The organism is Streptomyces sp. NPDC060049, from assembly GCF_042736715.1.
Classification (GTDB): Bacteria; Actinomycetota; Actinomycetes; order Streptomycetales; family Streptomycetaceae; genus Streptomyces.
Map to the genome: position 1 here is coordinate 127692 of NZ_JBHWVV010000007.1, position 24540 is coordinate 152231.

General features: G+C 72.2%; 24 protein-coding genes. 12 read left to right on the forward strand and 12 right to left on the reverse strand.

Annotated elements, in window-relative coordinates; all coding sequences use genetic code 11:
* Position 1 precedes the first annotated feature (1 nt).
* Complete coding sequence (locus ACFWBY_RS15155; protein ID WP_385331705.1) at positions 2-1492, reverse strand: ATP-binding protein; 1491 nt, start codon at positions 1490-1492, stop codon at positions 2-4.
* Positions 1485-2162, reverse strand: coding sequence for a response regulator transcription factor (locus ACFWBY_RS15160; protein WP_214953049.1), 678 nt, complete (start codon positions 2160-2162; stop codon positions 1485-1487). The genes ACFWBY_RS15155 and ACFWBY_RS15160 overlap by 8 nt, the downstream gene beginning before the upstream one ends.
* Positions 2163-2294: 132 nt before the next feature.
* Here ACFWBY_RS15160 and ACFWBY_RS15165 point away from each other — a divergent pair, with 132 nt between their 5' ends.
* The gene (locus ACFWBY_RS15165; protein WP_385331702.1) at positions 2295-2954 is read left to right on the forward strand and encodes a hypothetical protein; all 660 of its coding nucleotides are present in this window, start codon (positions 2295-2297) and stop codon (positions 2952-2954) included.
* 102 nt (positions 2955-3056) lie between these two features.
* Here the strand turns inward: ACFWBY_RS15165 and ACFWBY_RS15170 are convergent, their stop codons facing one another.
* A complete protein-coding gene (locus tag ACFWBY_RS15170; RefSeq protein WP_385331699.1) occupies positions 3057-4694 on the reverse strand; it encodes an AMP-binding protein in 1638 nt (545 codons plus the stop codon).
* A gap of 213 nt (positions 4695-4907) precedes the next feature.
* Between ACFWBY_RS15170 and ACFWBY_RS15175 the strand changes: the two genes are divergently transcribed.
* Positions 4908-6167, forward strand: a complete 1260-nt coding sequence (locus tag ACFWBY_RS15175) for a serine hydrolase domain-containing protein (RefSeq protein ID WP_385409665.1) — start codon at positions 4908-4910, stop codon at positions 6165-6167.
* Between the two features lie 7 nt (positions 6168-6174).
* Here the strand turns inward: ACFWBY_RS15175 and ACFWBY_RS15180 are convergent, their stop codons facing one another.
* Positions 6175-6921, reverse strand: a complete 747-nt coding sequence (locus tag ACFWBY_RS15180) for an anti-sigma factor domain-containing protein (RefSeq protein ID WP_385331693.1) — start codon at positions 6919-6921, stop codon at positions 6175-6177.
* On the reverse strand, positions 6918-7442 hold the full coding sequence (gene sigK, locus ACFWBY_RS15185; protein ID WP_385331744.1) for an ECF RNA polymerase sigma factor SigK: 525 nt from the start codon (positions 7440-7442) through the stop codon (positions 6918-6920). The genes ACFWBY_RS15180 and sigK overlap by 4 nt, the downstream gene beginning before the upstream one ends.
* 348 nt (positions 7443-7790) lie before the next feature.
* Between sigK and ACFWBY_RS15190 the strand changes: the two genes are divergently transcribed.
* The 3 genes from ACFWBY_RS15190 to ACFWBY_RS15200 all read left to right on the forward strand — a co-directional run bounded on the left by ACFWBY_RS15190 (position 7791) and on the right by ACFWBY_RS15200 (position 11164).
* Positions 7791-9407, forward strand: coding sequence for a molybdopterin-dependent oxidoreductase (locus ACFWBY_RS15190; RefSeq protein ID WP_385331690.1), 1617 nt, complete (start codon positions 7791-7793; stop codon positions 9405-9407).
* 84 nt (positions 9408-9491) lie between these two features.
* Complete coding sequence (locus ACFWBY_RS15195) at positions 9492-10145, forward strand: fasciclin domain-containing protein (RefSeq protein WP_385331688.1); 654 nt, start codon at positions 9492-9494, stop codon at positions 10143-10145.
* Between the two features lie 356 nt (positions 10146-10501).
* Complete coding sequence (locus ACFWBY_RS15200) at positions 10502-11164, forward strand: RDD family protein (RefSeq protein WP_385331685.1); 663 nt, start codon at positions 10502-10504, stop codon at positions 11162-11164.
* A 101-nt stretch (positions 11165-11265) separates the two neighbouring features.
* Here the strand turns inward: ACFWBY_RS15200 and ACFWBY_RS15205 are convergent, their stop codons facing one another.
* On the reverse strand, positions 11266-12102 hold the full coding sequence (locus tag ACFWBY_RS15205; protein WP_385331683.1) for a serine protease: 837 nt from the start codon (positions 12100-12102) through the stop codon (positions 11266-11268).
* 322 nt (positions 12103-12424) lie between these two features.
* On the opposite strand from ACFWBY_RS15205, the gene ACFWBY_RS15210 reads away from it, so the two are divergent.
* From ACFWBY_RS15210 to ACFWBY_RS15235, 6 genes are all read left to right on the forward strand, one after another.
* A complete protein-coding gene (locus ACFWBY_RS15210; protein WP_385331681.1) occupies positions 12425-13876 on the forward strand; it encodes a glycoside hydrolase family 16 protein in 1452 nt (483 codons plus the stop codon).
* A gap of 277 nt (positions 13877-14153) precedes the next feature.
* Positions 14154-15197, forward strand: a complete 1044-nt coding sequence (locus ACFWBY_RS15215; RefSeq protein WP_385331678.1) for a LacI family DNA-binding transcriptional regulator — start codon at positions 14154-14156, stop codon at positions 15195-15197.
* Between the two features lie 213 nt (positions 15198-15410).
* The gene (locus tag ACFWBY_RS15220; RefSeq protein ID WP_385331675.1) at positions 15411-16721 is read left to right on the forward strand and encodes an extracellular solute-binding protein; all 1311 of its coding nucleotides are present in this window, start codon (positions 15411-15413) and stop codon (positions 16719-16721) included.
* Positions 16722-16769: 48 nt separating this feature from the next.
* The gene (locus ACFWBY_RS15225) at positions 16770-17645 is read left to right on the forward strand and encodes a carbohydrate ABC transporter permease (protein WP_385331741.1); all 876 of its coding nucleotides are present in this window, start codon (positions 16770-16772) and stop codon (positions 17643-17645) included.
* Positions 17642-18475 carry a carbohydrate ABC transporter permease gene (locus tag ACFWBY_RS15230; protein WP_385331673.1) on the forward strand — a complete coding sequence of 278 codons (834 nt, stop codon included), beginning with the start codon at positions 17642-17644 and terminating at the stop codon, positions 18473-18475. Before ACFWBY_RS15225 ends, ACFWBY_RS15230 begins: the two co-directional genes overlap by 4 nt.
* A gap of 40 nt (positions 18476-18515) precedes the next feature.
* On the forward strand, positions 18516-19946 hold the full coding sequence (locus tag ACFWBY_RS15235) for a GH1 family beta-glucosidase (RefSeq protein WP_385331670.1): 1431 nt from the start codon (positions 18516-18518) through the stop codon (positions 19944-19946).
* Between the two features lie 15 nt (positions 19947-19961).
* Here the strand turns inward: ACFWBY_RS15235 and ACFWBY_RS15240 are convergent, their stop codons facing one another.
* From ACFWBY_RS15240 to ACFWBY_RS15250, 3 genes are read right to left on the reverse strand one after another with little or no spacing between them, the layout of a single operon-like run.
* Positions 19962-20828 carry a hypothetical protein gene (locus ACFWBY_RS15240; protein WP_385331667.1) on the reverse strand — a complete coding sequence of 289 codons (867 nt, stop codon included), beginning with the start codon at positions 20826-20828 and terminating at the stop codon, positions 19962-19964.
* Entirely contained in the window at positions 20825-21481 is a 657-nt protein-coding gene (locus ACFWBY_RS15245; protein WP_385331664.1) for a response regulator, read from the reverse strand. Before ACFWBY_RS15245 ends, ACFWBY_RS15240 begins: the two co-directional genes overlap by 4 nt.
* On the reverse strand, positions 21469-22716 hold the full coding sequence (locus ACFWBY_RS15250) for a histidine kinase (RefSeq protein WP_385331662.1): 1248 nt from the start codon (positions 22714-22716) through the stop codon (positions 21469-21471). The genes ACFWBY_RS15245 and ACFWBY_RS15250 overlap by 13 nt, the downstream gene beginning before the upstream one ends.
* A 171-nt stretch (positions 22717-22887) precedes the next feature.
* On the opposite strand from ACFWBY_RS15250, the gene ACFWBY_RS15255 reads away from it, so the two are divergent.
* Positions 22888-23313, forward strand: coding sequence for a hypothetical protein (locus ACFWBY_RS15255; protein WP_385331660.1), 426 nt, complete (start codon positions 22888-22890; stop codon positions 23311-23313).
* 110 nt (positions 23314-23423) lie between these two features.
* On the opposite strand, the gene ACFWBY_RS15260 is transcribed toward ACFWBY_RS15255, so the two are convergent.
* From ACFWBY_RS15260 to ACFWBY_RS15270, 3 genes are read right to left on the reverse strand one after another with little or no spacing between them, the layout of a single operon-like run.
* Positions 23424-23765 carry a TcmI family type II polyketide cyclase gene (locus tag ACFWBY_RS15260; RefSeq protein ID WP_385331657.1) on the reverse strand — a complete coding sequence of 114 codons (342 nt, stop codon included), beginning with the start codon at positions 23763-23765 and terminating at the stop codon, positions 23424-23426.
* 20 nt (positions 23766-23785) lie between these two features.
* Positions 23786-24265, reverse strand: a complete 480-nt coding sequence (locus tag ACFWBY_RS15265; RefSeq protein WP_385331654.1) for an SRPBCC family protein — start codon at positions 24263-24265, stop codon at positions 23786-23788.
* 1 nt (position 24266) lies between these two features.
* Positions 24267-24524 carry a phosphopantetheine-binding protein gene (locus ACFWBY_RS15270; protein ID WP_385331651.1) on the reverse strand — a complete coding sequence of 86 codons (258 nt, stop codon included), beginning with the start codon at positions 24522-24524 and terminating at the stop codon, positions 24267-24269.
* Positions 24525-24540 lie beyond the last annotated feature (16 nt).

Genomic DNA, 24540 nt, shown 5'->3' on the forward strand with positions numbered 1-24540 from the left:
CTCAGGAGCGCAGCGGGAGGGTGGCCACCAGCCGGGCGCCCTTCGGCGAGTCCCGGACGGCGAGGGTTCCGCCCAGCCGGAGGGCGATGTCGCGGGCGATGGCCAGGCCCAGCCCCGTGCCGCCCTCGTCGCGGGCGCGGGCGTCGTCGAGCCGGGTGAAGCGTTCGAAGACGCGTTCGCGGTCGGCCGGGGCTATGCCCGCGCCGTCGTCGATGACCTCCAGTACGGCTTCGCCGCGGACCTCGTCGACGGCGAGGACGAGCACGACCCGGTCCTCGGCGTGCCGCCGCGCGTTGTCCAGCAGATTGGTGACCAGCCGCGACAGCCAGCCGGTGCTGCCGCGCACCACGATCCCCGGTGCGACGTCGGCCCGTACGGGAACCCGTTCGCCCGTGCGCGGGCGGGCGGCCTCCCGCACCACCTCCGTGAGGTCGACGGTGGCGTCGGGCGGCGGCTCCGAAGTGTCCAGGCGGGCCAGCAGGAGCAGGTCCGCCGCGAGGTCCTGGAGCCGTACGGTGTCCTCCAGCGCGCCGCTGAGCAGCTCGCCCCACAGGGCCGGATCCGGGTGGGCCTGCGCGACCTCCAACTGCGTGCGGAGCACGGTGATCGGGCTGCGCAGCTCGTGCGAGGCGTCCGCGATGAACCGGCGCTGGCGGACGCCGGAGGCCTCCAGCCGGTCCAGGGTGGCGTTCATCGTGACGGCGAGCCGGGCCACCTCGTCGCCGGTGCGCGGGACGGGCACCCGGCGGTGCAGTTCGCGGTCCCCGATCTCGGCGACCTCGGCGCGGATGGCCTCTACGGGGCGCAGCGCCCAGCCGGTGACCCGCCAGGTGATCGCGGCCACCACCAGCACGAGCAGGGGGACCGCCACGAACAGCGCGGCCATGATGGTGTCGTCGGCGGTGTCGGCGTCCCTGAGCGAGGTCCCGGCGTAGACGGTGACGAGGCCCTTCGAGGTGACGGTGGTGACCTGCACGACGCGCTGGCGGTGCTGTTCGCGTACCCGTACGCCCTTCCAGGTGTCCCGGACGGTGCCGGGCGTGCGGGGAGGGGCGGGGGCGAGGGCGGGGCGGCCGGCGAGGTTGGGGCTGGCCGCGAGGACCCGGCCCTGCGCGTCGACGACCTGCAGGAAATCCGTCCCGCGGCCCGGGAGGGGGCCGTTGTCCAGTCGGCCCGCGGCCACGAGCGCCGCGATGTTGACGGCCTGGCGTTCGGCGTCGGCCTGGGCACCGCGCGTCAGATTGGCCTCCAGCGCACCCAGCAGCGCGACGGCGGCCGCACCGAGGGCCAGCGCCACCACGGCGGAAGCGCCGAGAGTGGCCTGGGCACGCACCGACCTCGGGCGCAGCCGGTACGCGGCTGCGCGCAGCCGGTACGCCGCTTCGCGCAGCCGGTACGCGGCTTCGCGCAGGCGGGCCGGGGTGCGGTGCGGGGCCTTCGCCCGGTCGTCGCGCGGGAGGTCCGCCCGGTCCCCGTCACAGGACTCAGCCACCGTCGGCCGCCAGCCGGTAGCCGGCGCCCCGGACCGTCTCCACGGCGGCCCGCCCGAAGGGGGCGTCTATCTTCCGGCGCAGCGCGCTGACGTGGACCTCGACGACGTTGAGGTCGCCCTCGTACGCGGCGTCCCAGACGTGGTCCAGGATCTCCCGCTTGGGCACGACCTCCCCGGCCCGGCTCGCCAGGTGCACCAGGACGGCGAACTCGCGCGAGGTCAGCCGGGCTTCGACACCGCCGCGCGTGCAGCGTCGGCGTGCCGGGTCGACGACGAGGTCGCCGAACTCCATGACCTGCGGGCTGCGGCGGCCGGTGCGCCGGATCAGGGCGCGCAGGCGGGCCACGAGGACGACGTAGGAGAACGGTTTGGAGAGGAAGTCGTCCGCTCCGGTGTCGAGGGCCTCGGCCTCGTCGTACTCGCCGTCCTTCGCGGTGAGCATGAGGATGCCGGACTCGCAGCCGGCCGCGCGCAGCCGGGCGCAGACCCGGTAGCCGTTGAGTCCGGGCAGCATGATGTCGAGCACGATGGCGTCGTAGTCGTGCTCGCCGGCCATCCACAGGCCTTGCGGGCCGTCGTGTGCCGTGTCCACCGTGAAGCCTTCGGCCCGCAGGCCGCGTTGCAGGGCGGCGGCCAGCCGCCGTTCGTCCTCGACTACCAGTACGCGCATGGGGCAAGGTTCTCAGGTCGCGTCGCGGGCTAGCTGAAGGGTTCTTCAGCTCGCTTCAGCGGGGCTTCAGGGTCCTGGCCGCAGGATCGGCCGAGCCGGGCGCGTCGCCCGGAGAACGCGAGGAGCATCCAGATGACCGAGTCCATACCCCAGCAGCCCGAGTACCCGGCGGATCCGGGCGAGGGCGGCGCAGCCGCGACCGTCAAGGCGCCGGGACGCGGTGCCCGGCTCGCCCGGTTCGCCCGTGAGGGCCGGGGCCGCTGGGTGGCGCTCGGGCTCGTGGTCGTGGCGGCGGGCGGCGCGGGGGCCACGGCCGTGGCCGTGGCGGACCACGACCACGACGTCCGGCGCACCCGCGCGGAGCGCCTCTGGGACCGGTTCGACGTCGAGCGGCAGGCGGAGGGTTCGATGGCGGCGCCGCCCGTGCGCCCCGCGAAGCCCGGGCAGCCGGGACAGCCGGGCCTGAAGGGCCAGAAGGGCGGCGACCGGAAGGACGGCGCGGTCCGCCCCGCCCTGCCGGACGGGCCCGACGGAACCGTCGTGGACCGGGCCGACCGGGCACCCGTGCCCCTTCCCGCGTTGCCGGCGGCGCAGGCCTTGGAGAAGGCGCAGGCCGCGGTGCCCGGCGGGAAGGCCGAATCGCTGCGGGTGGTCGCACAGCAGGGCGGCGGAGGCGCGTGGCGGGTGGTGGTCCTCGGCTCCGACGGGGTCCGGCACGCGGTGACCCTGGCCGGCGACGGCACGGTCACCGGCAACGTGGTCGCGGGGAAGGGAGCCGGGGCAGGGCGCTGAGCCGATGCCGGCACTCGTCCGGTGTCCGGCCCGCCGAGGGGCGGGTCGGACACCGGACGGGGCGGCCACCGGAGGGGACCGGCGTCCGCCACCGCGGCCGGCCTAGGGGCCCGGGGGCGGGTCCAGCAGTCGTGCCGCCATCTCCCGCATCTCGATCTTGCGGATCTTGCCCGTCACCGTCATCGGGAACTCCTCCACGACGTGGACGTGGCGCGGGATCTTGAAGTGGGCCAGCCGGCCGTCGCAGTACGCGCGGACGGCCTCCGCGGTCAGCGGCTCCGCCCCTTCTCGCATCCGTACCCACGCCATGAGCTCCTCCCCGTACTTCGGGTCGGGCACGCCGATCACCTGTACGTCCATGACGTCCGGGTGCCCGTGCAGGAACTCCTCGATCTCACGCGGGTACAGGTTCTCGCCGCCGCGGATCACCATGTCCTTGATCCGGCCGGTGATGCTCAGATAGCCCTCGCCGTCCATGACGGCGAGATCGCCGGTGTGCATCCAGCGCGCCGCGTCGACGGCCTCGGCGGTGCGCTCGGGCTGGTCCCAGTAGCCGAGCATGACCGAGTAGCCCCGGGTGCACAGTTCACCCGGTTCACCTCGCGGGACGGTCCTGCCGGAGGCCGGATCGACGACCTTCACCTCCAAGTGCGGTCCGACACGGCCCACGGTCGAGACCCGCCGCTCGAGCGAGTCGTCCGCGCGGGTCTGGGTCGAGACCGGCGAGGTCTCCGTCATCCCGTAGCAGATGGACACCTCGCGCATGCCCATCCGGTCGATGACCTCCTTCATCACCTCCACCGGACAGGGCGAGCCCGCCATGATCCCCGTGCGCAGACTGGAGAGGTCGTAGGACGCGAAGTCCGGGCGGGCCAGTTCGGCGATGAACATGGTGGGGACGCCGTAGAGCGAGGTGCAGGACTCCGCCTGGACGGCGGCCAGGGTGGCGCCCGGTTCGAAGGCGGGCGCGGGGATGACCATGGCCGCGCCGTGGCTGGTACAGGCGAGGTTTCCCATGACCATGCCGAAGCAGTGGTAGAACGGGACCGGGATGCAGACCCGGTCCAGCTCGGTGTAGCCGCACGACTCACCGACGAAGTAGGCGTTGTTCAGGATGTTGTGGTGCGAGAGGGTCGCACCCTTGGGGAAGCCGGTGGTCCCCGAGGTGTACTGGATGTTGACGGGCTGGTCGGGGCTCAAAGCCGCCTGGGCGCGCGCGAGTTCGGCCGGATTTCCCTGACGGCCGCGCTCCAGCAGGGAGTTCCAGAGCGTGCCCTCCAGCAGGGCCACGAACTCCAGCGCCGCGCAGCGCGGCCGGACCTCCTCGATCATGGCGGCGTAGTCGGAGGTCTTGAACCGGTCCGCCGCAACCAGCAGCCGGATCCCGGACTGGCACAGGACGTATTCCAGCTCGTGGGAGCGGTAGGCCGGATTGACGGTGACGAGGATCGCCCCGATCTTGGCGGTCGCGTACTGCACCAGCGTCCACTCGGCGCGGTTGGGCGCCCAGATGCCGACCCGGTCCCCCTTGACGATGCCCAGGCCCAGCAGTCCGAGCGCGAGGGCGTCGACGTCGGCGGCGAACTCCGCGTACGTCCACCGGCGCCCTGTCGCCACCTCGACGAGGGCGTCCCGGCGGGGGAACCTGCGTACGGTGCGGTCGAGGTTGTCCCCGATGGTGTCGCCCAGCAGCGGCACCCCGCACGCCCCCGACGCGTAGCTCGACTCGACGGACGGCACATGGACCCCCTGGGCTCGGTGGCGGGCGCCGGAGCCCCTTCGCGCCGGCGCCCCCTCATGATCCCCGCGGCCCGGGCCGGGGACCAGACCCCGGGGGGTGACGGTGTCGCGGCCCCCGATTCGCGGACGCGCGGGGCAGGGCGTTCCATCGAAGGGTGACCACACGACCGCGCTGCTCGGCACGGCCGGCACCCCGGTGGGCGGGTGAATGCGATGTCCGATGATCGTGGCGGTTCGCACGGTCGCAGTGCTCGTGCGAACCGTGGCCCTGCGACGCGTGGCCGCACGGCGCTGCTGTGCGCCGCCGCCCTGATGGCCACGGCCCTCCAGACCGTCCCGGCCGCCGCCGCGCCCGCCGCTCCCGGGCGCTGCGCCGCCACCTCCGGACCCGTCGGCGGGGAGGCCCGGGAGATCCTCGACATCGCCCGGCGGGCGAAGGGCGAGCTCGCCCTCAAGTCCGTCATCCTCCGGGTCACCCGGGACGGGCGGGAGGTCGTCACCGGAGCGCTCGGCGAGTCGATGTCGGGCGTACCCGTCACCGCGGACATGCGCTTCCGGTCCGGTTCGGTCGCCATCGCCTACATGGCCACCGTGCTGCTCCAGCTCGTCGAGCAGGGAAAGGCCGGTCTCGACGATCCCGTGACGCGCTGGCTGCCCGACCTGCCGGACCTGCCGGGCAAGGACAAGATCACCCTGCGCATGCTCGGCAGCACCACCTCGGGCCTGCACGACTACGTGAGCGACCCGAAGTTCATCGCCGCTCTCTATGCCGCCCCCTTCCGGCACTGGACGACCGGCGACCTCCTCTCGTATCCCCTCGCCCACCCGCTGTGGTACGAGCCGGGCACCAACTGGAGCTACTCGCACATCAACTTCGTCCTCCTGGGCGCCGCCCTGGAGAAGATCTCGGGCATCCCTCTCGACGAACTGCTCCAACAGCGCGTCATGGGGCCGCTCGGACTCAAGGGCACGGCCAACGGCTTCACCCCGCAGATCCCGGCCCCCGTCCTGCACTCCTACGACGCCGAGCGCGGCACGTACGAGGAGTCCACGTACTGGGACCCCTCCTGGACCACCGCCCCGGGCGCGGTGCAGACCACGCACATCTGCGACCTGGCCCGCTCGGCGCAGGCCATCGGGTCGGGCGAACTGCTCTCGCCGGCCTCCTTCACGACCCAGCTCGACCCCGGCACCGTGGGTCTCGGGCATTCCACGAAGGACTGCCCGGCGACCGTGTGCAGCGCCCAGGTCGAGGACAGGCACTTCGGGTTCGGCCTCATCGTGTCGAAGGGCTGGGTCCTGCAGAACCCGTCGTTCAGCGGATTCGCCGCGATCCAGGCGTACTTGCCCGCCGAGCGCCTGGCCATCGCGGTCACCGCGACCGTGGAGCCGGGCGCGCCCGAGGGCAACGCGGCGCAGAACATCGCCGAACGGCTGGCCGTGACCCTCGCCCCCGGCCACCCGTTCGAGTAGACACCCCCTACGCGGGGAGGGTGAGCAGGACCAGCGGGCTGGTCGTCGGCCGGGGCGAGCCACCGGCGGGCTCCAGGGTCAGGCCGACCGCCGTGGCCGTACCGAGGCCGCCGTTCAGCACCGCGGCCCCGTCACCGGCGAGGAAGCCCGCCGGGCGCATCGTGCCGCGGTCGGCCAGCCAGAGCTGGTACGTCCTTCCCTCGCCCGCGGGCGGCAGCCGGTCGGTGAGGAACACGGCCCGGTCGCGGCCCGGGGAGGCGATCACCGTCGCGGCGGCTCCGCCGCTGGTGCGGCCGTGGACGGTACGGGCGTCCGGGGCCGTGACCACGGCCCGCAGCTCCTGGTTCCGCGCGACGGCCTGCCGGGCGTCCTGGCGGGCCCGGTCCGTCTGGCCGGCCTGCCACAGCGCGGCGCCGCCGAAGACCGCCGCTCCGGCCAGGGACGCGGCGACCGCGAACGCACCGGCCTTGCGCGGGAGTCGGCCGAGGAACCCTGCCGCCCGGCGGGTGCCGATCCGCGGGGGCAGCCGGCGGACGTTCTCGATGCGGCCGAGGACGGCGGCCTTGATGTGCGGCGGGGGCGCGAGGGCGACGGCGACGGCCAGTTTGCCGGCCGTGGCGGAGAATCCGGCGACGTCCTGCGAGCAGGGCTCGCAGCGGGTCAAGTGCGCGCGGAAGGCGTCGCGTTCGCCCGGGCCGAGCGCGTCGAGCACGTAGGCCGCGGTGAGGGTGTGCAGTTCGTCTTCGTGCTTCATGTGGTCACCCCCATGCAGTCGCGCAGCCGGATCAGTCCGTCGCGCATCCGGGTCTTGATGGTGGGAAGGGGCGTCCGGAGGGTCTCGGCGACCTCCCGGTAGGTCAGCCCCTGGTAGTAGGCGAGGGTGACGGCCTGGTGCTGGAGCTCGGTGAGCCCGCGCAGGCAGCGCTTGACCTGGTCGCGCTCCAGGCGGTTCTCCACCTGCTCGCTCACCTCGTCGAAGGGCCGGACCTGTTCGCGTACGCCGACGTCGTACTCGCGGGTGGCCGACGCCTGGGCGGAGCGCACCCGGTCGACCGCCCGGCGGTGGGCGATCGTGGCCACCCAGGTCATCACGCTGCCCCGGTCGGGGCGGTAGCGGGCGGCTTGGCGCCACACGTCGATCATCACCTCCTGGGCGACTTCCTCCGACTGCGCGCGGTCGCGCAGCACCTTGACGGCGATGCCGAAGACGGTTGCCGCCACGACGTCGTACAGCGCGGAGAAGGCGTCCTGGTCTCCCTGCGCGACGCGCGCCATCAGCTCCGCCGGCTCCGTCCTGGCGGAACCGGGGCCGTGACCGGAGCCGGGACCCGTTGCGGCGAAGCGCAGCCTTTCGGGGTTCATTCGAGCGCCCCCCGTGTGCGGGTGGGCCCGGGTGCGCACGCCGGGGCCGAGAGCGGGTCTCGCCGGTCCATCCATCGCATGAACGATCCTTCGTAGCAGGCGTACCGGGCCCTCGTCCTCCGAGTGTCCGGTGCGCTCCGGAGCCTTGCCGTCTCTTCCTGTCTTCTCTTCCTGTCTTCGGAGCCGGACGCCTCACGGATGGGCGGGCGGTCGGAAAAAGAATCGGGATGACGGACCCGTCCAGCGGCGGTCCCGCGCCGAATGACGGTCGTGAGCATCAACCGAAGGATCCTCGGGCGCGGCGCCCTCGCCGCGGCGAGCGGCCTGCTGGCCGGGTACGCCGCACTGGCCGCCGCCGAGCTGACCGCGTCTTTGGTGCGTCCGCAGGCCGGGCCGGTCATTGTGATCGGCGGGGCGGCCGTCGACCGCACGCCGGCGGCGCTCAAGGACTTCGCCATCCGCACCTTCGGCGAGAACGACAAGCTGGTCCTGCGGCTCGGCATCCTCGCCACGGTCGGCCTCCTCGCGGCCCTGCTGGGGATGCTCGCCCTGCGTCACCGACGTGCGGGTGCTGCGGGCGTATTGGCCTTCGGCGCCCTCGGCGCGGCCGCGGCCCTCAGCCGGCCCGACGCGGCCGGCGTGGGCGACGCCCTGCCTTCGTTGGCGGGGGCGGTGACCGGCGCGCCGGTGCTGTTCCTCCTGGCGGGGAAGGCGGTCGGCCCCCTTGCCCGCCCCTCGGGCGGGGGCGGCGCCGCGGCCGCCACACCGGACGGCGACGGGCCGGCCGTCCGGAACCGGCGCGGCTTCCTCGTCGCGGCCGGCGCCACCGCCCTCGCCTCCACGGCGGTGGGCACCCTGGGCCGTTCCCTCACCGGCCGGCGCGGCGCGGGCGCCGCCGCTTCCCGCGCCGCCGTACGACTGCCCGCGCCCGCCTCCGCGGCCGCGCCGATCCCGGCGGGGGCGTCGCCGCGCGTTCCCGGCCTCAGTGCTTTCACCACACCGAACAAGGACTTCTACCGTGTCGATACCGCTCTCGTGGTCCCCGAGGTGGACGCGGACACCTGGCGTCTGCGCATCCACGGCAAGGGCGTCGCGCGCCCGCGCTCCTACTCCTTCGCCGACCTCCTCCAACGCCCGCTGATCGAACGGGACATCACCTTGACCTGCGTGTCGAACGAGGTGGGCGGCCCGTACGCGGGCTCCGCGCGCTGGCTCGGCGTACGCCTGTCGGACCTCCTGCGGGAAGCGGGTGTCGCGGCGCCGTCGCAGGGCGGCCCGGCCGACCAGCTGATCGCGCGCTCGGTGGACGCGATGACGCTGGGCACCCCCGTCGAGGAGGTCATGGACGGCCGGGACGCGATGCTCGCCGTCGCCATGAACGGCGAGCCGCTCCCCTTCGAACACGGCTTCCCGGTCCGGATGGTCGTTCCCGGGCTCTACGGCTACGTATCGGCCTGCAAGTGGGTCCGGGACATCGAGCTCACCACCTTCGACGCCTACGACCCGTACTGGGTCAAGCGCGGCTGGGCCCGCCGGGCGCCGGTCAAGACCCAGGCCCGCATCGACACTCCCAAGCCCTTCGCCCGTACTCCGGCCGGGACGGTGACGGTCGCCGGAGTCGCCTGGGCCCAGCACCGCGGCATCGAACGGGTCGAGGTACGCGTCGACGACGGTCCGTGGCAGGAGGCGGGCCTCGCCGCGCAGGCCACCACCGACACCTGGCGCCAGTGGTCCTTCCCCTGGCGGACGACGCCCGGCGGACACCACCTGAGCGTCCGTGCCACGGACGGCACGGGCGAGGTCCAGACCGAGCAGCGCACCCGCACCGTCCCGGACGGCGCGAGCGGCCGGCACAGCGTCTTCGTCACCGCCGACTGACCGGACCACTACCGGACATCCACCGGTCCGCACCCGTACACCCCTTTTTCCGAGCCTCACCCTCGCATCCCTGGAGAACACGCCATGAGCACCCTTCGTTTCCGCCGTACCGCCGTCGCCGTCGCCACGGCCGCCGTGCTGCCCTTCGCGCTCGCCGCCTGCTCCGACTCCGACTCCGGTACGGACACCGCCGCCGGTCCGGCCGCCGGGACGGGCACGGACGGTTCCTCGCCCGCCACGGACGGCGCCGCGTCGAAGACTACGGAGGGGCCCTTCGGCCCGGCGTGCGCCGGCGTCCCCGAGACCGGCGCGGGCAGCTTCGACGGCATGGCCAAGGACCCGGTCGCCACCGCCGCGTCCAACAACCCCGCGCTGTCCACCTTGGTGGCCGCCGTCAAGCAGGCGGGCTTGGTCGACACCCTCAACAACGCCAAGGACATCACCGTGTTCGCGCCGACCAACGCCGCCTTCTCCAAGATCCCCAAGGCCGACCTCGACAAGGTCCTCGCCGACAAGGCCACGCTCACCAAGATCCTGACCTACCACGTGGTCGGTCAGAAGCTGACCCCGAAGCAGCTGGAGACCGGTTCCTTCACCACCCTGCAGACCGGCAAGGTGACCACGGCAGGCTCCGGTGAGGCCTACAAGGTCAACGGCACGTCCACCGTCGTCTGCGGCAGCGTCCCGACCGCCAACGCGACCGTCTACATCGTGGACACCGTCCTGATGCCGAAGTAGCCGGCGTCGCGGTGGCGCCGCGCCGGTGACCGAGAGGGCCGCCGGTCGTTGTAGAGGCGGTCAGCGAAGTGGCCCCGGGAGTCCCGGACCTGTCGTCAGGGTCCGGGACTCCGTGCCGTCGCCGCGCGGGTGCCCCGGACAGGTGCCGGCTCCGGGCACCGGACCCGTCCCTTCCCCCACCTGGGAGGCAAACCCCTCCACCTGTTCGGGTCATGGACAACGGATTGGACAAGTGGTCGATGTTACTAACACGATGGGGCCGCAAGTTCGCGGAATCGCCGGGGGTCAACCGCCCAGATCGCCATGTCCCTCCGCGCGGGCCGCTCGTCCCCGTCACACCCTGGAGAGACTTCGCCATGAGCTTCGGCGACCCGAACAATCCCTACGGCCAGCAGCAGCCCCCGCAGGGTCAGCCCGGCTACCCGCAGCAGGCTCCGCAGGGCGTGCCCCCGCAGTACGGCTACCCGCAGCAGCCCCCGCAGGACGCTCCCCCGCAGTACGGCTACCCGCAGCAGCCCCCCATGGGCATGCCCCCGCAGCAGCCGTACGGCGCCTACCCGCAGGCCGGCATGCCGGGCATGCCGGGCGCCGGCATGCCGCCGCTGGCGCACTGGGGTCAGCGCTTCGGTGCGTACCTCCTGGACGCGCTCATCATCGTGGGCCCGATGTACGCCCTCGGTTTCATCGACCTCGCGATGAGCGACGACCCGGCCAACTCCGAGCCGGGCGTGTTCTTCGCCATCGGCGCGATCTACGCCGTGGCGATGGGCTTCTTCCAGCTCTTCAAGGAGGGCTCGACCGGTCAGACGATCGGCAAGAAGGTCCTCGGGATCAGCCTGCGCCGCGAGGCCGACGGCAGAACCCTCGGCTTCGGCATGGCCTTCGTGCGCAAGCTGGCGCACTTCCTGGACTCCCTGGCCTGCTACATCGGGTGGCTGTGGCCGCTGTGGGACGCCAAGAAGCAGACCTTCGCCGACAAGGTGTGCAACACCGTCGTCATCACGGTCCCCAAGAACTGACCCGCGGTGAACGTCGGGGCCCGTCCGGTTTCCGGGCGGGCCCCGACGCGTTGCGCCAGGGCCTGTCGTCACAGTGGAGCCGGCCACTGTGACGAAAAGCGCTACGGCTTCGGGAGGGTGCAGCCGGGGCGGGCGAGGTCGATCTTGTTGCCGGGGCCGACGCAGGGAACGATGGTGTAGGTCTGCTGCGCGTAGTTGATGCCCTGGCGGACCGTCACCGCTCCGCTCTGGTCCACCTCGCACGGGTTGTTCATCGTGCAGCGGCCGCCGTCCTCGTTGCCCGTGTTGTTGACGGCGACGACCTTGCCCGTCGTCGTGTCGATCACGGGCGAGCCGGAGGTGCCGCCGATGGTGTTGCAGGACGAGGTGTAGCGCAGCGAGTCCTTCCAGGTCCACGCCCCCTCCTTGAGGAGGTAGGAGAACCCGTCGACGTTGCAGCTGTACGTGCGCTTCCAGTATCCGGACACCACCTTGATCGCGGTCCCCTGCACCGGGTGGGCGTCATTCAGGGTCAGGGCGCTGATCCCGTACTGGCTGCTGATCTGCGCGTAGGTCTTGGTCAGCTGGTAGATCGAGATGTCCGTGTCCGTCATCGTCGCGTACGAGATCTTGCTCGCGCGCAGCGTGGCGACCTTGGTGCCCGAGGCGTTCAGCAGCGAGAAGGAGCGGCTGGAGGCCTTGTCCTTGACGACCTGACCGGCCGCCGGCATGCCGGACTCCAGACAGTGGCCGTTGGACAGGACGAGAGCGGGGTCGCTCGGCAGCGAGTCGGGCACGCGGACGACCGAGCCGGAGCAGTTGCTGAGCGCTACCGTGCCGGCGAAGTTGACCGCCACGGCCTGCGCGGCCGTGTCCCGGGGTGCCTGGGCCACGGCCGGGGCCGCCGCCGCTCCGGTGAGGAGCAGGGCGAACACGGCGCCGGCGAGAGGCTTGTTCATGTGGGGGTTCCCCTCTGGTGACAATGCGACCGAAGATCCTTCGGTTGTCATGCGCATTGTTAAGAGGTGGGCTTCAACTCACAAGAGGGCCTGCGCAGTTGACGAGAGGACGGCAAACGTCCGTAATCAGGCTTGCCACGATGACCACCGGCGGATAAGAGGGGCGGAGAGCCGGCCCGGCGGGACGGGCCGTAGGCCGGCAGCGTCTGCGGCGCCATCCCTTGACGGCCTCCTGGGCGGGGAGCACAGTGGCCACCGGCAGGCTTTGAGAGCGCTCTCAAAACCTGCACCACTCCCCCCACCCCCCTCGGAGAGGGCCCCCATGCGTCTGACACCGGACAGAAGACGACGGCCGGCACGACGGGCCGTCATCGCCGCACTGAGCACCATGGCCGTGGCGGCCGCGGCCGCCGCGGTCGTCACCCTGCCCGCCAACGCGGCCGCCCCGGCGGTCCCCGCGAGCTGGTCCCAGGTCTTCCTGGACGACTTCGACGGGCCTTCGGGCTCGGGCGTCGACACCACCGACTGGCAGTACACCACCGGGACGAGCTACCCCGGCGGCCCGGCCGGCTTCGGGACCGGCGAGGTCGAGACGATGACCGCGAACACCGACAACGTCTCCCTCGACGGCGCCGGCCACCTGCGCATCACCCCGCGCCGGGACGCCGCCGGCAACTGGACCTCCGGACGCGTGGAGACCAAGCGCTCCGACTTCCAGGCCCCGGCGGGCGGCACCCTGCGCACAGAGGCCCGCATCCAGATGCCGAACGTCACGGGCGCGGCGGCCAAGGGGTACTGGCCGGCCTTCTGGATGCTGGGCGCGCCCTACCGCGGCAACTGGTGGAACTGGCCGGGCGTCGGCGAGCTCGACATCCTGGAGAACGTCCAGGGCATCGACAACGTATGGGCCACGATGCACTGCGGTACGAGCCCCGGCGGCCCGTGCAACGAGAAGTCGGGCATCGGCGGGCAGCGCGTCTGCACGGGCACCACCTGCCAGGGCGGCTTCCACACCTACGCCGTGGAGTGGGACCGGTCCACCGCCGTGGAGGAGATGCGCTTCTACCTCGACGGGTTCAATTACCACACCGTGCGTGCCAGTCAGGTCGACGCCGCCACCTGGACCAACGCCACCGACCACGGGTACTTCATCATCCTGAACGTGGCCATGGGCGGGGAGTTCCCGGCGGCCTTCGGAGGCGGCCCCGACGCGGGGACCCAGCCCGGATACCCGATGGTCGTGGACTACGTCTCCGTACTCCAGTCCGCGGGCGGCACCCCCAGCCCGCCGACCACACCCCCCACGACTCCGCCGACCACCCCGCCGACCACACCTCCCACCACGCCGCCGGGCGGCGGCCGCGACGCGTACTCGGCCATCCAGGCCGAGTCCTACGACGGCCAGGGCGGTACGGCCAAGGAGACCACCGCGGACACCGGCGGCGGCCAGGACCTGACCACGATCGGCAACGGCGACTGGGCCCTGTACCGGGGCGTCGACTTCGGTGGCGCCGGGGCAGCCACGCAGTTCCGCGGGCGTGTCGCCAGCGGGGCGGCCGGCGGGGTCAGCGGACTCGTGGAGGTCCGCCTGGACAGCCGCACCAGCCCACCGATCGGCAGCTTCGCCGTGGCCGGCACCGGGGGCTGGCAGAGTTGGAAGACCGTGCCGGCGAACATCACGGGCGTCACGGGCAGGCACGACGTGTACGTGACCTTCACCAGCGGCCAGCCGGCCGACTTCGTGAACCTCAACTGGTTCGAGTTCGGGCACTGAGGGGACAGAGGAACGCGCCCGCGGAAGCCCCGTGAACACATCCCTGAGCGGACCTCTGGACCCGGCCGCGGATCCGGCTACGGACCCGGCCGCTCACACGTCCGCGCACCACGCGAACCCGCCGACCGGACTCACCGTCGGCATCGGCCGGTAGGCCCGCGGGCCGTACCGTCGGGAAGCGCTCTCAGCGGCCCGGCGGTACGGGTTACCCTGCTGTTCGACAGCCCGGGCCGGCAGGGCCCGGGACGCCGCCCCCGGACACGCATGAGGAGCGCCCGTGGCCGAACAGCTTCCCGCCGGCCGGCCCACGCTGGAGGCGGTCGCGGCGCGTGCCGGGGTGTCCCGGGCCACCGCCTCGCGCGTCGTGAACGGCGGCGATGGCGTCCGGCCGCCGCTGGTGGAGAAGGTCCAGGCGGCCATCCGGGAGCTGGGGTACGTGCCCAACCACGCGGCGCGCACGCTGGTGACCCGGCGCACCGGTGCCGTCGCCGTGATCATCGCCGAGCCGGAGATCCGAATCTTCTCCGACCCCTTCTTCTCCCTCCAGATCCGCGGCATAAGCAAAGAACTGACCGCCAGTGACACCCAGTTGGTGCTGCTGCTGGTGGAGGACCGCGGCGACTACGACCGCATCGAGCGCTATCTGGCGGGCGGCCACGTCGACGGCGCGCTCGCCTTCTCCCTGCACACCGACGACCCGCTGCCGGCGATCACCCGCCGCATCGGCATGCCCACGGTCTACGGCGGCCGGCCCGGCTGGACGGGCGGCGCCGGGGAGCACGGGCCCGTGTCGTACGTCGACGCGGACAATCGAGGGGGAGCGCGCGAGGCCGTACGGTACCTGCTGGCCCAAGGGCGGCGGCAGATCGCCCACATCGCCGGTCCGATGGACCAGACTTCGGCGACCGACCGGCTGGACGGGTACCGGGACGTACTGGTCGACGCCGGTCCGGTGCTGATCGCCGAGGGCGACTTCACGGCAGCGGGCGGGGCCCGGGCGATGGCGGAGCTGCTGGAGCGCTGCCCGGGCCTCGACGCGGTGTTCGCCGCGAACGACCTGATGGCGACCGGCGCGCTGGACGTGCTGCGCGAGCGGGGCCGGTCCGTGCCGGGGGACGTGGCGCTGGTCGGCTTCGACGACGCGGAGCTGGTGGCGGAGAGCGCCGATCCGCCGCTCACGACCGTACGCCAGGACATCGAGGGGATGGGGCGGCTGATGGCGCGCCTGCTGCTGCGGACCCTGGACAAGGAGCAGGGTACGGGGGGCGTTCCGGGTTCGGTGATCACTGCGACCTCGCTGGTGCTGCGCGGCTCCGCCTGAGCGGGACGCAACGCCCTTTCCTCCCGGGGTGAATGGGGCGATTCCCGGCCGTCGCGCGCATGGCTCTTGACGTGGGACGGCTGCGGGGTGCACGCTCCAGTCGCGTTCTGAGAGCGCTCTCAAGGCAGCTCCCCCCGAAGCGGTGCCCCCGAACACCGCACGCCCCCGCCCCACGTCCGCACGACGCATCCGCCCAGCCGAGGAGGCCGCACCATGTCCATTCCCCGAGCCGCCCGAAGAGCTCCGCTCCGCTTCGGCGCCCTCGTCCTCGCCGGATCCCTCCTGGCCGCCTGCGGTTCCGGATCCGACGCGAAGTCCGGCGAAGGCGCCGGCTCGGGCGACAAGATCACACTCACCGTCGACCTGTTCGGCGCCTTCGGCTACCAGGAGGCCGGGCTCTACGCCGAGTACGAGCAGCTCCACCCCAACGTGAAGATCAAGCAGACGGACACCGAGGACGAACAGGACTACTGGAAGTCGCTCCAGACCCGCCTCGCCGGCGGCGGCGGACTCGCGGACGTCCAAGGCCTCGAGGTGGGCCGCATCGCGTCGGTGACGCAGAAGCAGGCCGACAAGTTCACGGATCTGCGGGAGTTCGGGGCGGCCTCGCTCCAGAACGAGTTCGCCGCCGCCAAGTGGGCGGCCGCGACCACCAAGGACGGCAAGGTGCTCGGTCTCGGCACCGACGTCGGACCCGAGGCGATGTGCTACCGCAGCGACCTCTTCAGGGCGGCCGGCCTGCCCACCGACCGTACGGAACTGGCCACGAAGTGGGCCACCTGGGACGGCTATCTGGAACTCGGGCTCCAGTACAAGGCCAAGGCACCGGCCGGCAGTACCTGGCTGGACAGCGTCGGCAGCCTGAACGCCGTCATGGTCGGCCAGGCCAAGGAGCGGTACTACGACGCCTCGGGAGCGCTGATCTACGAGAACAGCCCGGCGGTGAAGTCGGCCTGGGAGGCCTCGGTCAAGGCCTCGGCGGACGGGCTCAGCGCCAAGCTGGACCAGTGGTCGCCGCCGTGGAACCAGGCCTTCTCCTCCGGCGCCTTCGCCACCATGCCCTGCCCCGCCTGGATGCTCGGCTACATCAAGGGGCAGGCCGGCGACGCGGGCAAGGGCAAGTGGGACGTGGCCAAGCTGCCCGGCGCGGCGGGGAACTGGGGCGGCTCCTACCTCGCCGTTCCCCGCGCCGCCCAGCACAAGAAGGAGGCGTACGAGCTGGTCAAGTGGCTGACCGACGCCGAGCAGCAGACCAAGCTCTTCCGCAAGCAGGGAAACTTCCCCTCCGCCGTCAAGGCCATCGGCCAGGTCGCCGACGCCACGGACCCCTACTTCTCGGACGCGCCGATCGGCCGGATATTCGGTGACGCCGCCGAGCAGGCGCCCGTCCAGGTCCTGGGGGTGCACGACAAGGTCGTCGCCGACCAGATCGACAACGCGCTGAGCGAAGTGGAGCGCAAGGGCACAGCGCCCGAGACCGCCTGGTCGAACGCCAAGAAGGCCGTCAAGAACGCCCTGGGCTGATCCACCGTGACCGCACTCGCGCCGCCCTCCGCGCGACCGCGCCGGGCCATGGCCCCGTACGCCTTCGTCGCCCCCTTCTTCACCCTGTTCGCCGCGTTCGGCCTGTTCCCGCTCCTCTACACGGCGTACGTCTCCGTCTACCGCGTCGAGCTCCAGAACCCCGGGGAGATGAAGTGGCGGGGCCTCGACAACTACACCGCCCTGTTCACCGATCCGTTCTTCTGGACGGCCCTGCGCAACACCTTCACCATCGGCGTCCTGTCCACCGTGCCGCAGTTGCTCGTCGCCCTGGGCCTGGCCCACCTCCTCAACTACCGCTTGCGGGCCAGGACCTTCTTCCGCACCGCCCTGCTGCTGCCCTACGCCACCTCGGTCGCCGCCGCCTCGCTGATCTTCGCCCAGCTCTTCGGACGGGACTTCGGGCTCGTCAACCAGCTCCTCAGACTGACCGGTCTCGACCCGGTGGACTGGCAGAGCGGCACGGTGGCCTCGCAGATCGCCGTCTCGACCATCGTGGTGTGGCGCTGGACCGGCTACAACACGCTGATCTACCTGGCGGGCATGCAGTCCATCCCGAGTGAGCTGTACGAGGCCGCCGAGGTGGACGGGGCCTCGAATTGGCGCCAGTTCCTCCACGTGACGCTGCCCGGACTGCGCCCCACCATCGTCTTCACCGTGGTGGTCTCCACGATCGGCGCCACCCAGCTCTTCGGAGAGCCCCTGCTCTTCGAGGGGTCCATGTCCGGTGGCATCTCCCACCAGTACCAAACCCTCGGCCTGTACATGTACGAGCAGGGCTGGGGCTTCTTCCACCTCGGTCGGGCGGCCGCCATCGCCTGGGTGATGTTCCTGCTGATCGTGGCGCTGGTCGGGGTCAACGCCCTGCTCGTGCGCCGCCGTTCCCACAAGGAGGCCGGCCGATGAGCTCCTCCCCGAGTGCCCGCCGCGGAGGCCGCCTCACTTACGCGGTACTGGTCTGCGCGGTGCTCGTCTCCGCCTTCCCGCTGTACTGGACCCTGGTCGCGGCGAGCAGTTCCAACGCCGATCTGGCGCGGCCGGTGCCCTCGCTGCTGCCGGGTCCACGCCTGCTGGTCAACTTGCAGTCGGTGCTGGACGAGGCCGACATCGGAAAGGCCCTCCTCAACTCCCTGATCGTGTCGACCGCGATCACCGTCGGCACGGTGCTGTGTTCCACACTGGCCGGCTTCGCCTTCGCCAAGCTGCGGTTCCGGGGGCGCGGTGCGCTGCTGAGCGCCGTCGTGGCGTCGATGATGATCCCACCGCAGCTGGGAGTGATCCCGCTGTTCATGCTGATCGTGAAGCTGCACTGGGTCAACCAGCTCCAGGCCGTCATCCTGCCCGGGCTCGTCTCCGCCTTCGGTGTCTTCTTCATGCGGCAGTTCCTCGCGCAGTCATTGCCGGACGAGCTGATCGAGGCGGCCCGCGTCGACGGAGCCTCGTACGGCCGCGTGTTCTGGTCGATCGTGGTGCCGGTGGCCCGGCCGGCCATGGCCGTACTCGGGCTGCTGACCTTCATGACGGCCTGGAACGACTTCTTCTGGCCGGTGGTCGCACTGTCCTCGCAGGAGCCGACCGTGCAGGTCGCCCTGCGCCAGCTGGGCGGCGGCTACGTCCACGACCAGTCCGTGATCATGGCCGGCACGCTGCTCGGGACGCTGCCCGTGCTGCTGGTCTTCGGCCTGCTGGGCCGGCAGATCGTCGGCGGCATCATGCAGGGCGCGGTCAAGGGCTGAGCGGCCCTCCTCCCCCAACCTTCCCTCCAGGAGTCCTTCCATGACCACTGTCGACGCCTCCCCCGCGACGGGGGCGGCGCTCCGCTTTCCCCCCGGCTTCCGGTGGGGCACCGCGACGGCCGCCTATCAGATCGAGGGCGCGGCCGCGCTGGACGGGCGTACGCCCTCGATCTGGGACACCTTCAGCCGCACGCCCGGCAAGGTCCTCAACGGAGACACCGGGGACACCGCCGCCGACCACTACCACCGGCTGGCCGACGACGTCGCCCTGATGAAACGGCTCGGCGTGAGCGACTACCGCTTCTCGGTGGCCTGGCCGCGGGTGCAGCCGACCGGTCGCGGGCCCGCCGCGCAGCGGGGCCTCGACTTCTACCGGCGGCTGGTGGACGCGCTGCTGGAGGCCGGGATCCGGCCGGTCGCCACGCTCTACCACTGGGATCTGCCACAGGAACTGGAAGACGACGGCGGCTGGCCGCACCGCGATACGGCCGAGCGGTTCGCCGAGTACGCCGGGCACGTCGCCGTGGCACTCGGGGACCGCGTGGCGAGCTGGACCACCTTCAACGAGCCCTGGTGCGCCGCCTTCCTCGGGTACGCGTCCGGGATGCACGCCCCGGGCCGTACGGAACCGGCGGCCGCGCTGCGGGCGGCGCACCACTTCAACCTGGCCCACGGACTGGGAGTACGGGCGCTGCGCGCGGTGCTGCCCCGGTCCGCGGAGGTCTCGCTGACGCTCAACCTGCACGCGGTCCGGCCGCTGACGGACTCGGCCGCGGATCTGGACGCGGCGCGGAGGATCGATGCGGTGGGCAACCGGGTCTTCCTCGACCCGGTCTTCCACGGTCGGCTTCCGCACGACCTCGTCCGGGACACGGCCGCGCTCACGGACTGGTCGTTCGTCCGGGACGGCGACCTGTCGGCGGCCTCCGAGCCGATCGACTGGCTCGGCCTGAACTACTACTCCCCCACCGTGGTCGCGGCCGCCGGGCCGGGAACGTCCGACGGCACGCCCTCGGCACCGTCACCGCCGTCACCTTGGCCGGGGACCGAGCAACTGGTGCGGTTCCTGCCCGCCCCCGGCCCCCGTACGGCGATGGACTGGCCGGTCGACGCCGGCGGCCTCTACGAACTGCTGACGCGGCTGCGTGACGAGCTGCCCGACGTGCAGCTGCTGGTCACCGAGAACGGCGCGGCCTACGGGGACTACGCGGATCCCGAGGGGGCGGTGCACGATCCGGAGCGGATCGACTATCTGCGGAGCCATCTGGAATCCGTGCACCGGGCCATCGAGGACGGGGCGGACGTGCGCGGGTACTTCGTCTGGTCGCTGCTGGACAACTTCGAGTGGACCTACGGCTACAGCAAGCGGTTCGGCATCGTTCACGTCGACTTCGCCACGCAGCGCCGTACGCCCAAGGACAGCGCGCACTGGTACGCGGACGTCATCGCCCGCGGCGGCCTGGCGCCGTAGCCGGTGGGCGGCAGGTCAGGGCGTCGGCCGCGGATAGCCGGCCGCGATGCGGCCGGAGCCGACCGCGAGCTCCAGAGTGCGCGCGGAGGCCGGGTCGGACAGCTCGGGCTCGACCTCGTTGCGGCCCCAGCCGGTGCTCGTGGTGACGCGGAAGCGGGTGGCCTCGGGGACGGTGAGGGCGAGGCGCCCGTCGCCGATGTCGGCGCGGACACGGTCGGGCGGGGTGGTGAAGCCGACGACGGCGCGGCCTGATCCGACGTGGAACTCGGCCTCGGGCGAGGTGAGGACGGTGGCGTTCAGCAAGCCGGAGCCGACCCGGGCGCGCACGGTGCCGCGCAAGCCGGTGAGGTTGATCCGGCCGGATTCGACCCGCGCGTCGACGGCGCCACCGAGTCCGCTGATGTCGACGCGGCCCGCGGCCGCGGTGACGGTGACAGGGAGGCCGGCGGGCACGGTCACCCTCAGCAGGATCGAGCAGGAGAGGGCGCCCGTCAGCCAGGAATCGTCGTCGGGGCAGCGCGGAGTGAGCGTCAGGGCGCCGTCCTGCCAGCTCTCCGCGATGACGGGCCTGGCACGCGACCAGCTGAGTTCGGCCCGGTAGCCGACCTGCTCGTCCCCGCGCGGGGAGACGGTGATGTTCGCGCCGCCGCCCTCGATGTGCAGGGCGGTCACCGGGCGGCCTTCGCTGCTGCCGTGCAGGGTGCCGGTGCGGGTGGCTCCGTAGGCCCCGGCCTGCCAGGCCGCGGGGAGCGCGACGAAGACCGCGCCGAGCAGGGCCGCGAGGATCCAGGCGAGACGGTGCCTGGGGCGTGGCGGGGTGGCGGCACCGGCGACACCGGTGGAGCCGGCGGGTGCGGGGGCCGCGGCTCGGGTGGGCGTCACGGGGCGCCGTCCAGGAAGCGCAGGACGGCCAGGACCCGGCGGTGGTCGCCGTCGGCGACGGGCAGGTCGAGCTTGGCGAAGATGTTGTTGATGTGCTTGGCCACGGCGCTCTCGCTCACGACCAGTTCGGCGGCGATCCCGGCGTTGGAGCGCCCTTCCGCCATGAGGGCCAGGACGTCGCGCTCGCGCGGGGTGAGGCGTTCGAGCGGGTCCGGTCCGCCGCCCCGGCGCAGCAGGAGCTGGGCGACGACCTGCGGGTCGAGCGCGGTGCCGCCGCCGGCGACCCGGCGCAGCGCGTCGATGAACTCCTCGACGTCCGCGACGCGTTGTTTGAGGAGGTAGCCGATGCCGGCGCCGCTCTGGGTGGCCAGCAGGTCTGCGGCGTAGCGCTCCTCTACGTACTGGGAGAGGAGCAGGACGGCCGTGTCGGGGCTCTGGCGGCGGATCATGAGGGCCGCGCGGACGCCTTCGTCGGTGTAACCGGGCGGCATCCGCACGTCGACGAGGGCGAGGTCGGGATGGTGCTCCTCGACGGCGGCGAGGAGGCTCTCGGCGTCTCCGGTCTCGGCGGCCACCTCGAAGCCGGCCATCTCGAGGACTTTGACCAGCCCGATGCGCAGCAGGACCGAGTCCTCGGCGATCACGGCGCGCACGGCAGCTCCACGGTCAGGGTGGTCGGGCCCCCGGCGGGGCTGTCGATCACGATGCTTCCGTCCACGGACCCTACGCGCTTGCGCAGTCCGGTCAGTCCGGTGCCCCCCGCCGGGTCGGCACCGCCCATCCCGTCGTCGGTGACGGTGAGCCGCAGCAGGCCGTCGGCCGTCCGGGCGACGTCGACCGAACAGCGCTTGGCGCGGGCGTGTTTGGCGACGTTGGCGAGGGCTTCGGAGACGACGAAGTAGGCGACGGCCTCCACGGTGGGGCCGGGGCGGACGGCGAGGTCCACGGACAGTTCGACGGGCAGGGGCGCGCGGGCGGCGATCCCCGAGAGCGCGGCATCGAGTCCGCGGTCCTCCAGGACGGCCGGGTGCAGGCCCCGGACGAGGCTGTTGAGTTCCTCGATGGCCTCCTTCGCCTCGCGGTGGGCCTCGTCGATGACGGCCTTCGCCTCGGGAGGCAGCCCGGGGAGGGTCGCGCGGGCTATGCCGAGGTTCATGGCGAGGGCGACCAGGCGCTGCTGGGCTCCGTCGTGCAGGTCCCGCTCGATGCGGCGGCGTTCGAGGTCGGCGGCGTCCAGGACGCCGGCCCGGCTCTCGGCGAGGTCCTCGACGCGGCGTTCGAGTTCGCGGGCCCGGTTGGGGCCCAGGAGCGCGACGGCAGCGCCGGTGTCGAGCCGGCCGAGGAGGGCGGCGAACCAGGGCGCGGCGAGCAGGAGCAGGGCGCCGACCGTGGTGAGCAGGTCGTACTCGCGGGTCCAGCCGGGCCCGGAGGTCTCGGGCAGGGCCCAGCCCCAGCCGTAGACGCTGGCGCAGACGACGCCGGCGACCCAGGTGAGGACCAGCAGGCCGCCGCCGAGGGCGACGATCGGGCTGACGAGGATGTGGTAGCCGTACTGCCGCCAGGTCGCCTCGGAGCGCAGCCGCTCGATCAGGCCGCGGACACTCAGCCACGGATGGGCGCGGACCACGGGCGGTATGTCGACGCCGAGCAGCGACCAGCAGCGGCTGCGCTGGAGGACGGTGAGCAGCGGTGCCAGTGCGATGACGAGCAGCAGCGGGACGGGGCTGTGGCCGGGGAGGGTGAAGAGGAGGAGGAAGCCGAGGGTGAGGGGCAGGGCGGGCGGGATGGCGGCCACCGTGAAGGCGGTGTTGCGCCATGCCCAAGCGGACCAGGGCCCATGCGCCATGGTCCAGCCGAGTGCACGCCTCAGCGCGCCGGAACTTGCCATGTACGTACGGTAATCGCCCTGGCCAGAGCGATTCCACCACCCTGGTGCCCGGTCTGGGGTGTAGCTGGCACCACCACCGGTTCGGACAGTGGGGTTACTGATTCCGGGGGCCCGCGGAGCGAGTCTTGAGGAGCCCGGCGGAAGGACCGGCGGGCCGAAGGAGATTCCGCCATGGCCCTCGTCGCCCCTCAGTACCGCCTCCGTACGCAGTCCCGTGTGCCGGCCCTCGCGCGTGTCCGGACCGCTCCCCGGACGGCCGCGGTGCTCACGGGCGCCGGGCTGGCCCTGGTGCCGTGGATGCTGGTGCTGGCCAAGACGCTGCCGCAGAGCGCCGAGGTGTCGAACTGGGCGACCGCGTGGATAGGCCTGGACGTGATGCTGGCGGCGGGTCTCACGGGGACGGGTCTGCTGCTGCGCCGGCAGGACTCGCGGGTGGTGGCCGTGGCGGCGGCGACGGCGGCGCTGCTCGTTGCCGACGCCTGGTTCGATGTCACGACCTCGGCCGGGGGCGAGCAGACCCTGGCGCTGCTCCTGGCGGCCGGGGCGGAGTTGCCGCTGACGGTGGTCTGCGCGGCGGTGGCGTGGAGGCGGTGGTGAGCGCCCGGAAGTGGGCGCGGGTACGCGGTGGGTGCGGGAACCGTGGCGGGCCCCGCACCAGGTGGGTGCGGGGCCCGGGGCCTGCCGGTCGCGCGGGGCGCCTCGTACGGTCAGGGGGTACGGGAGCGGCCCGGGCTCTCCCAGCGGTAGAACTCCTTGGCCATGGCGTCCTTGGGGCTGCGCCAGGTCTCCGGATTGTGCGGGCTGATGTAGGCGGTGAGCCGGTCGCTGAGGTCCCGGAACTCCGGGTGTCCGGTCACTTCGGCGATGGCCGGGCCCGGGGGGCGGTCGGATTCGATGAGGTGCATGTAGACGTCACCGAACTGGAAGAGGCTGCGGCGGGTGACGCCGACGAGGTGGGGCAGCTCGCCCGCGTCCGAGGCCGCGAAGAGCTCGGCGATGTCGGGGGCGGACTGGGGCGCCATGCGGGCGACGATGAGAGCGCGGTGCATCCGAAGGAGTGCCTTTCGTCTCAGACGCGGCTGACCGCGGGCGTGCGGCTCTCGCGTTCGCGTTGTTCGATCTTGTCCCGGATGAGTTCCAGCTGGATCTTCGAGTTCTGGTTGATGCGTGCGGTCATGCCCGCGTCGTCCACCGGCGCCTGGGGCTTCATCGCGAAGTCCTGGGTCCACACCATCCGGGTGCCGCCGGGCACCTCGAAGTACTGCCAGTGGATGTCCATGTGCTCGAACGGCCCGGTCTCGACGCGGCGTGCGCGCACGGTACGGGTGACGGGGTCCGGGGTGCGCTCGGAGACCCAGCTCCACACCGTGCCGTTCTCGTCGGGGTGCATGGTCAGCCGGAAGCGGGTGGTGAGCCCGTCCTCCTCCAGGATCTCCACCGAGGCGTACTCGCTGAAGAGTTCGGGCCAGGTGGGGAGGTCGTTGGTCATCTCCCAGACCACGTTCATCGGCGCACCGATGGTGATCTCGTTCTCCGTGTGTCCTGCCATCTCAAGCTCCTGTCATCAGGCTGGCGTTGACGAGGTCGAGGAACTCCCTCGGCGTCTTGCAGCGGTCCGCGTCGGTGGGCAGCGCCCGGCCGCGCTGGTTCTCCAGCAGGCCCACGATGCCGAGCAGGCCCAGCGAGTCGAGGCCGTAGTCGTCGAACAGGGAGTCCGGACGGTTCTTCATGTCGGCCGGGTCGACGGTGATGCCGGCGCCGGACTTCATCAGAGCGGCCAGCTCCTCGACGGTCAGTCGTTCGGACATGAGCGGCTCCTTCTGT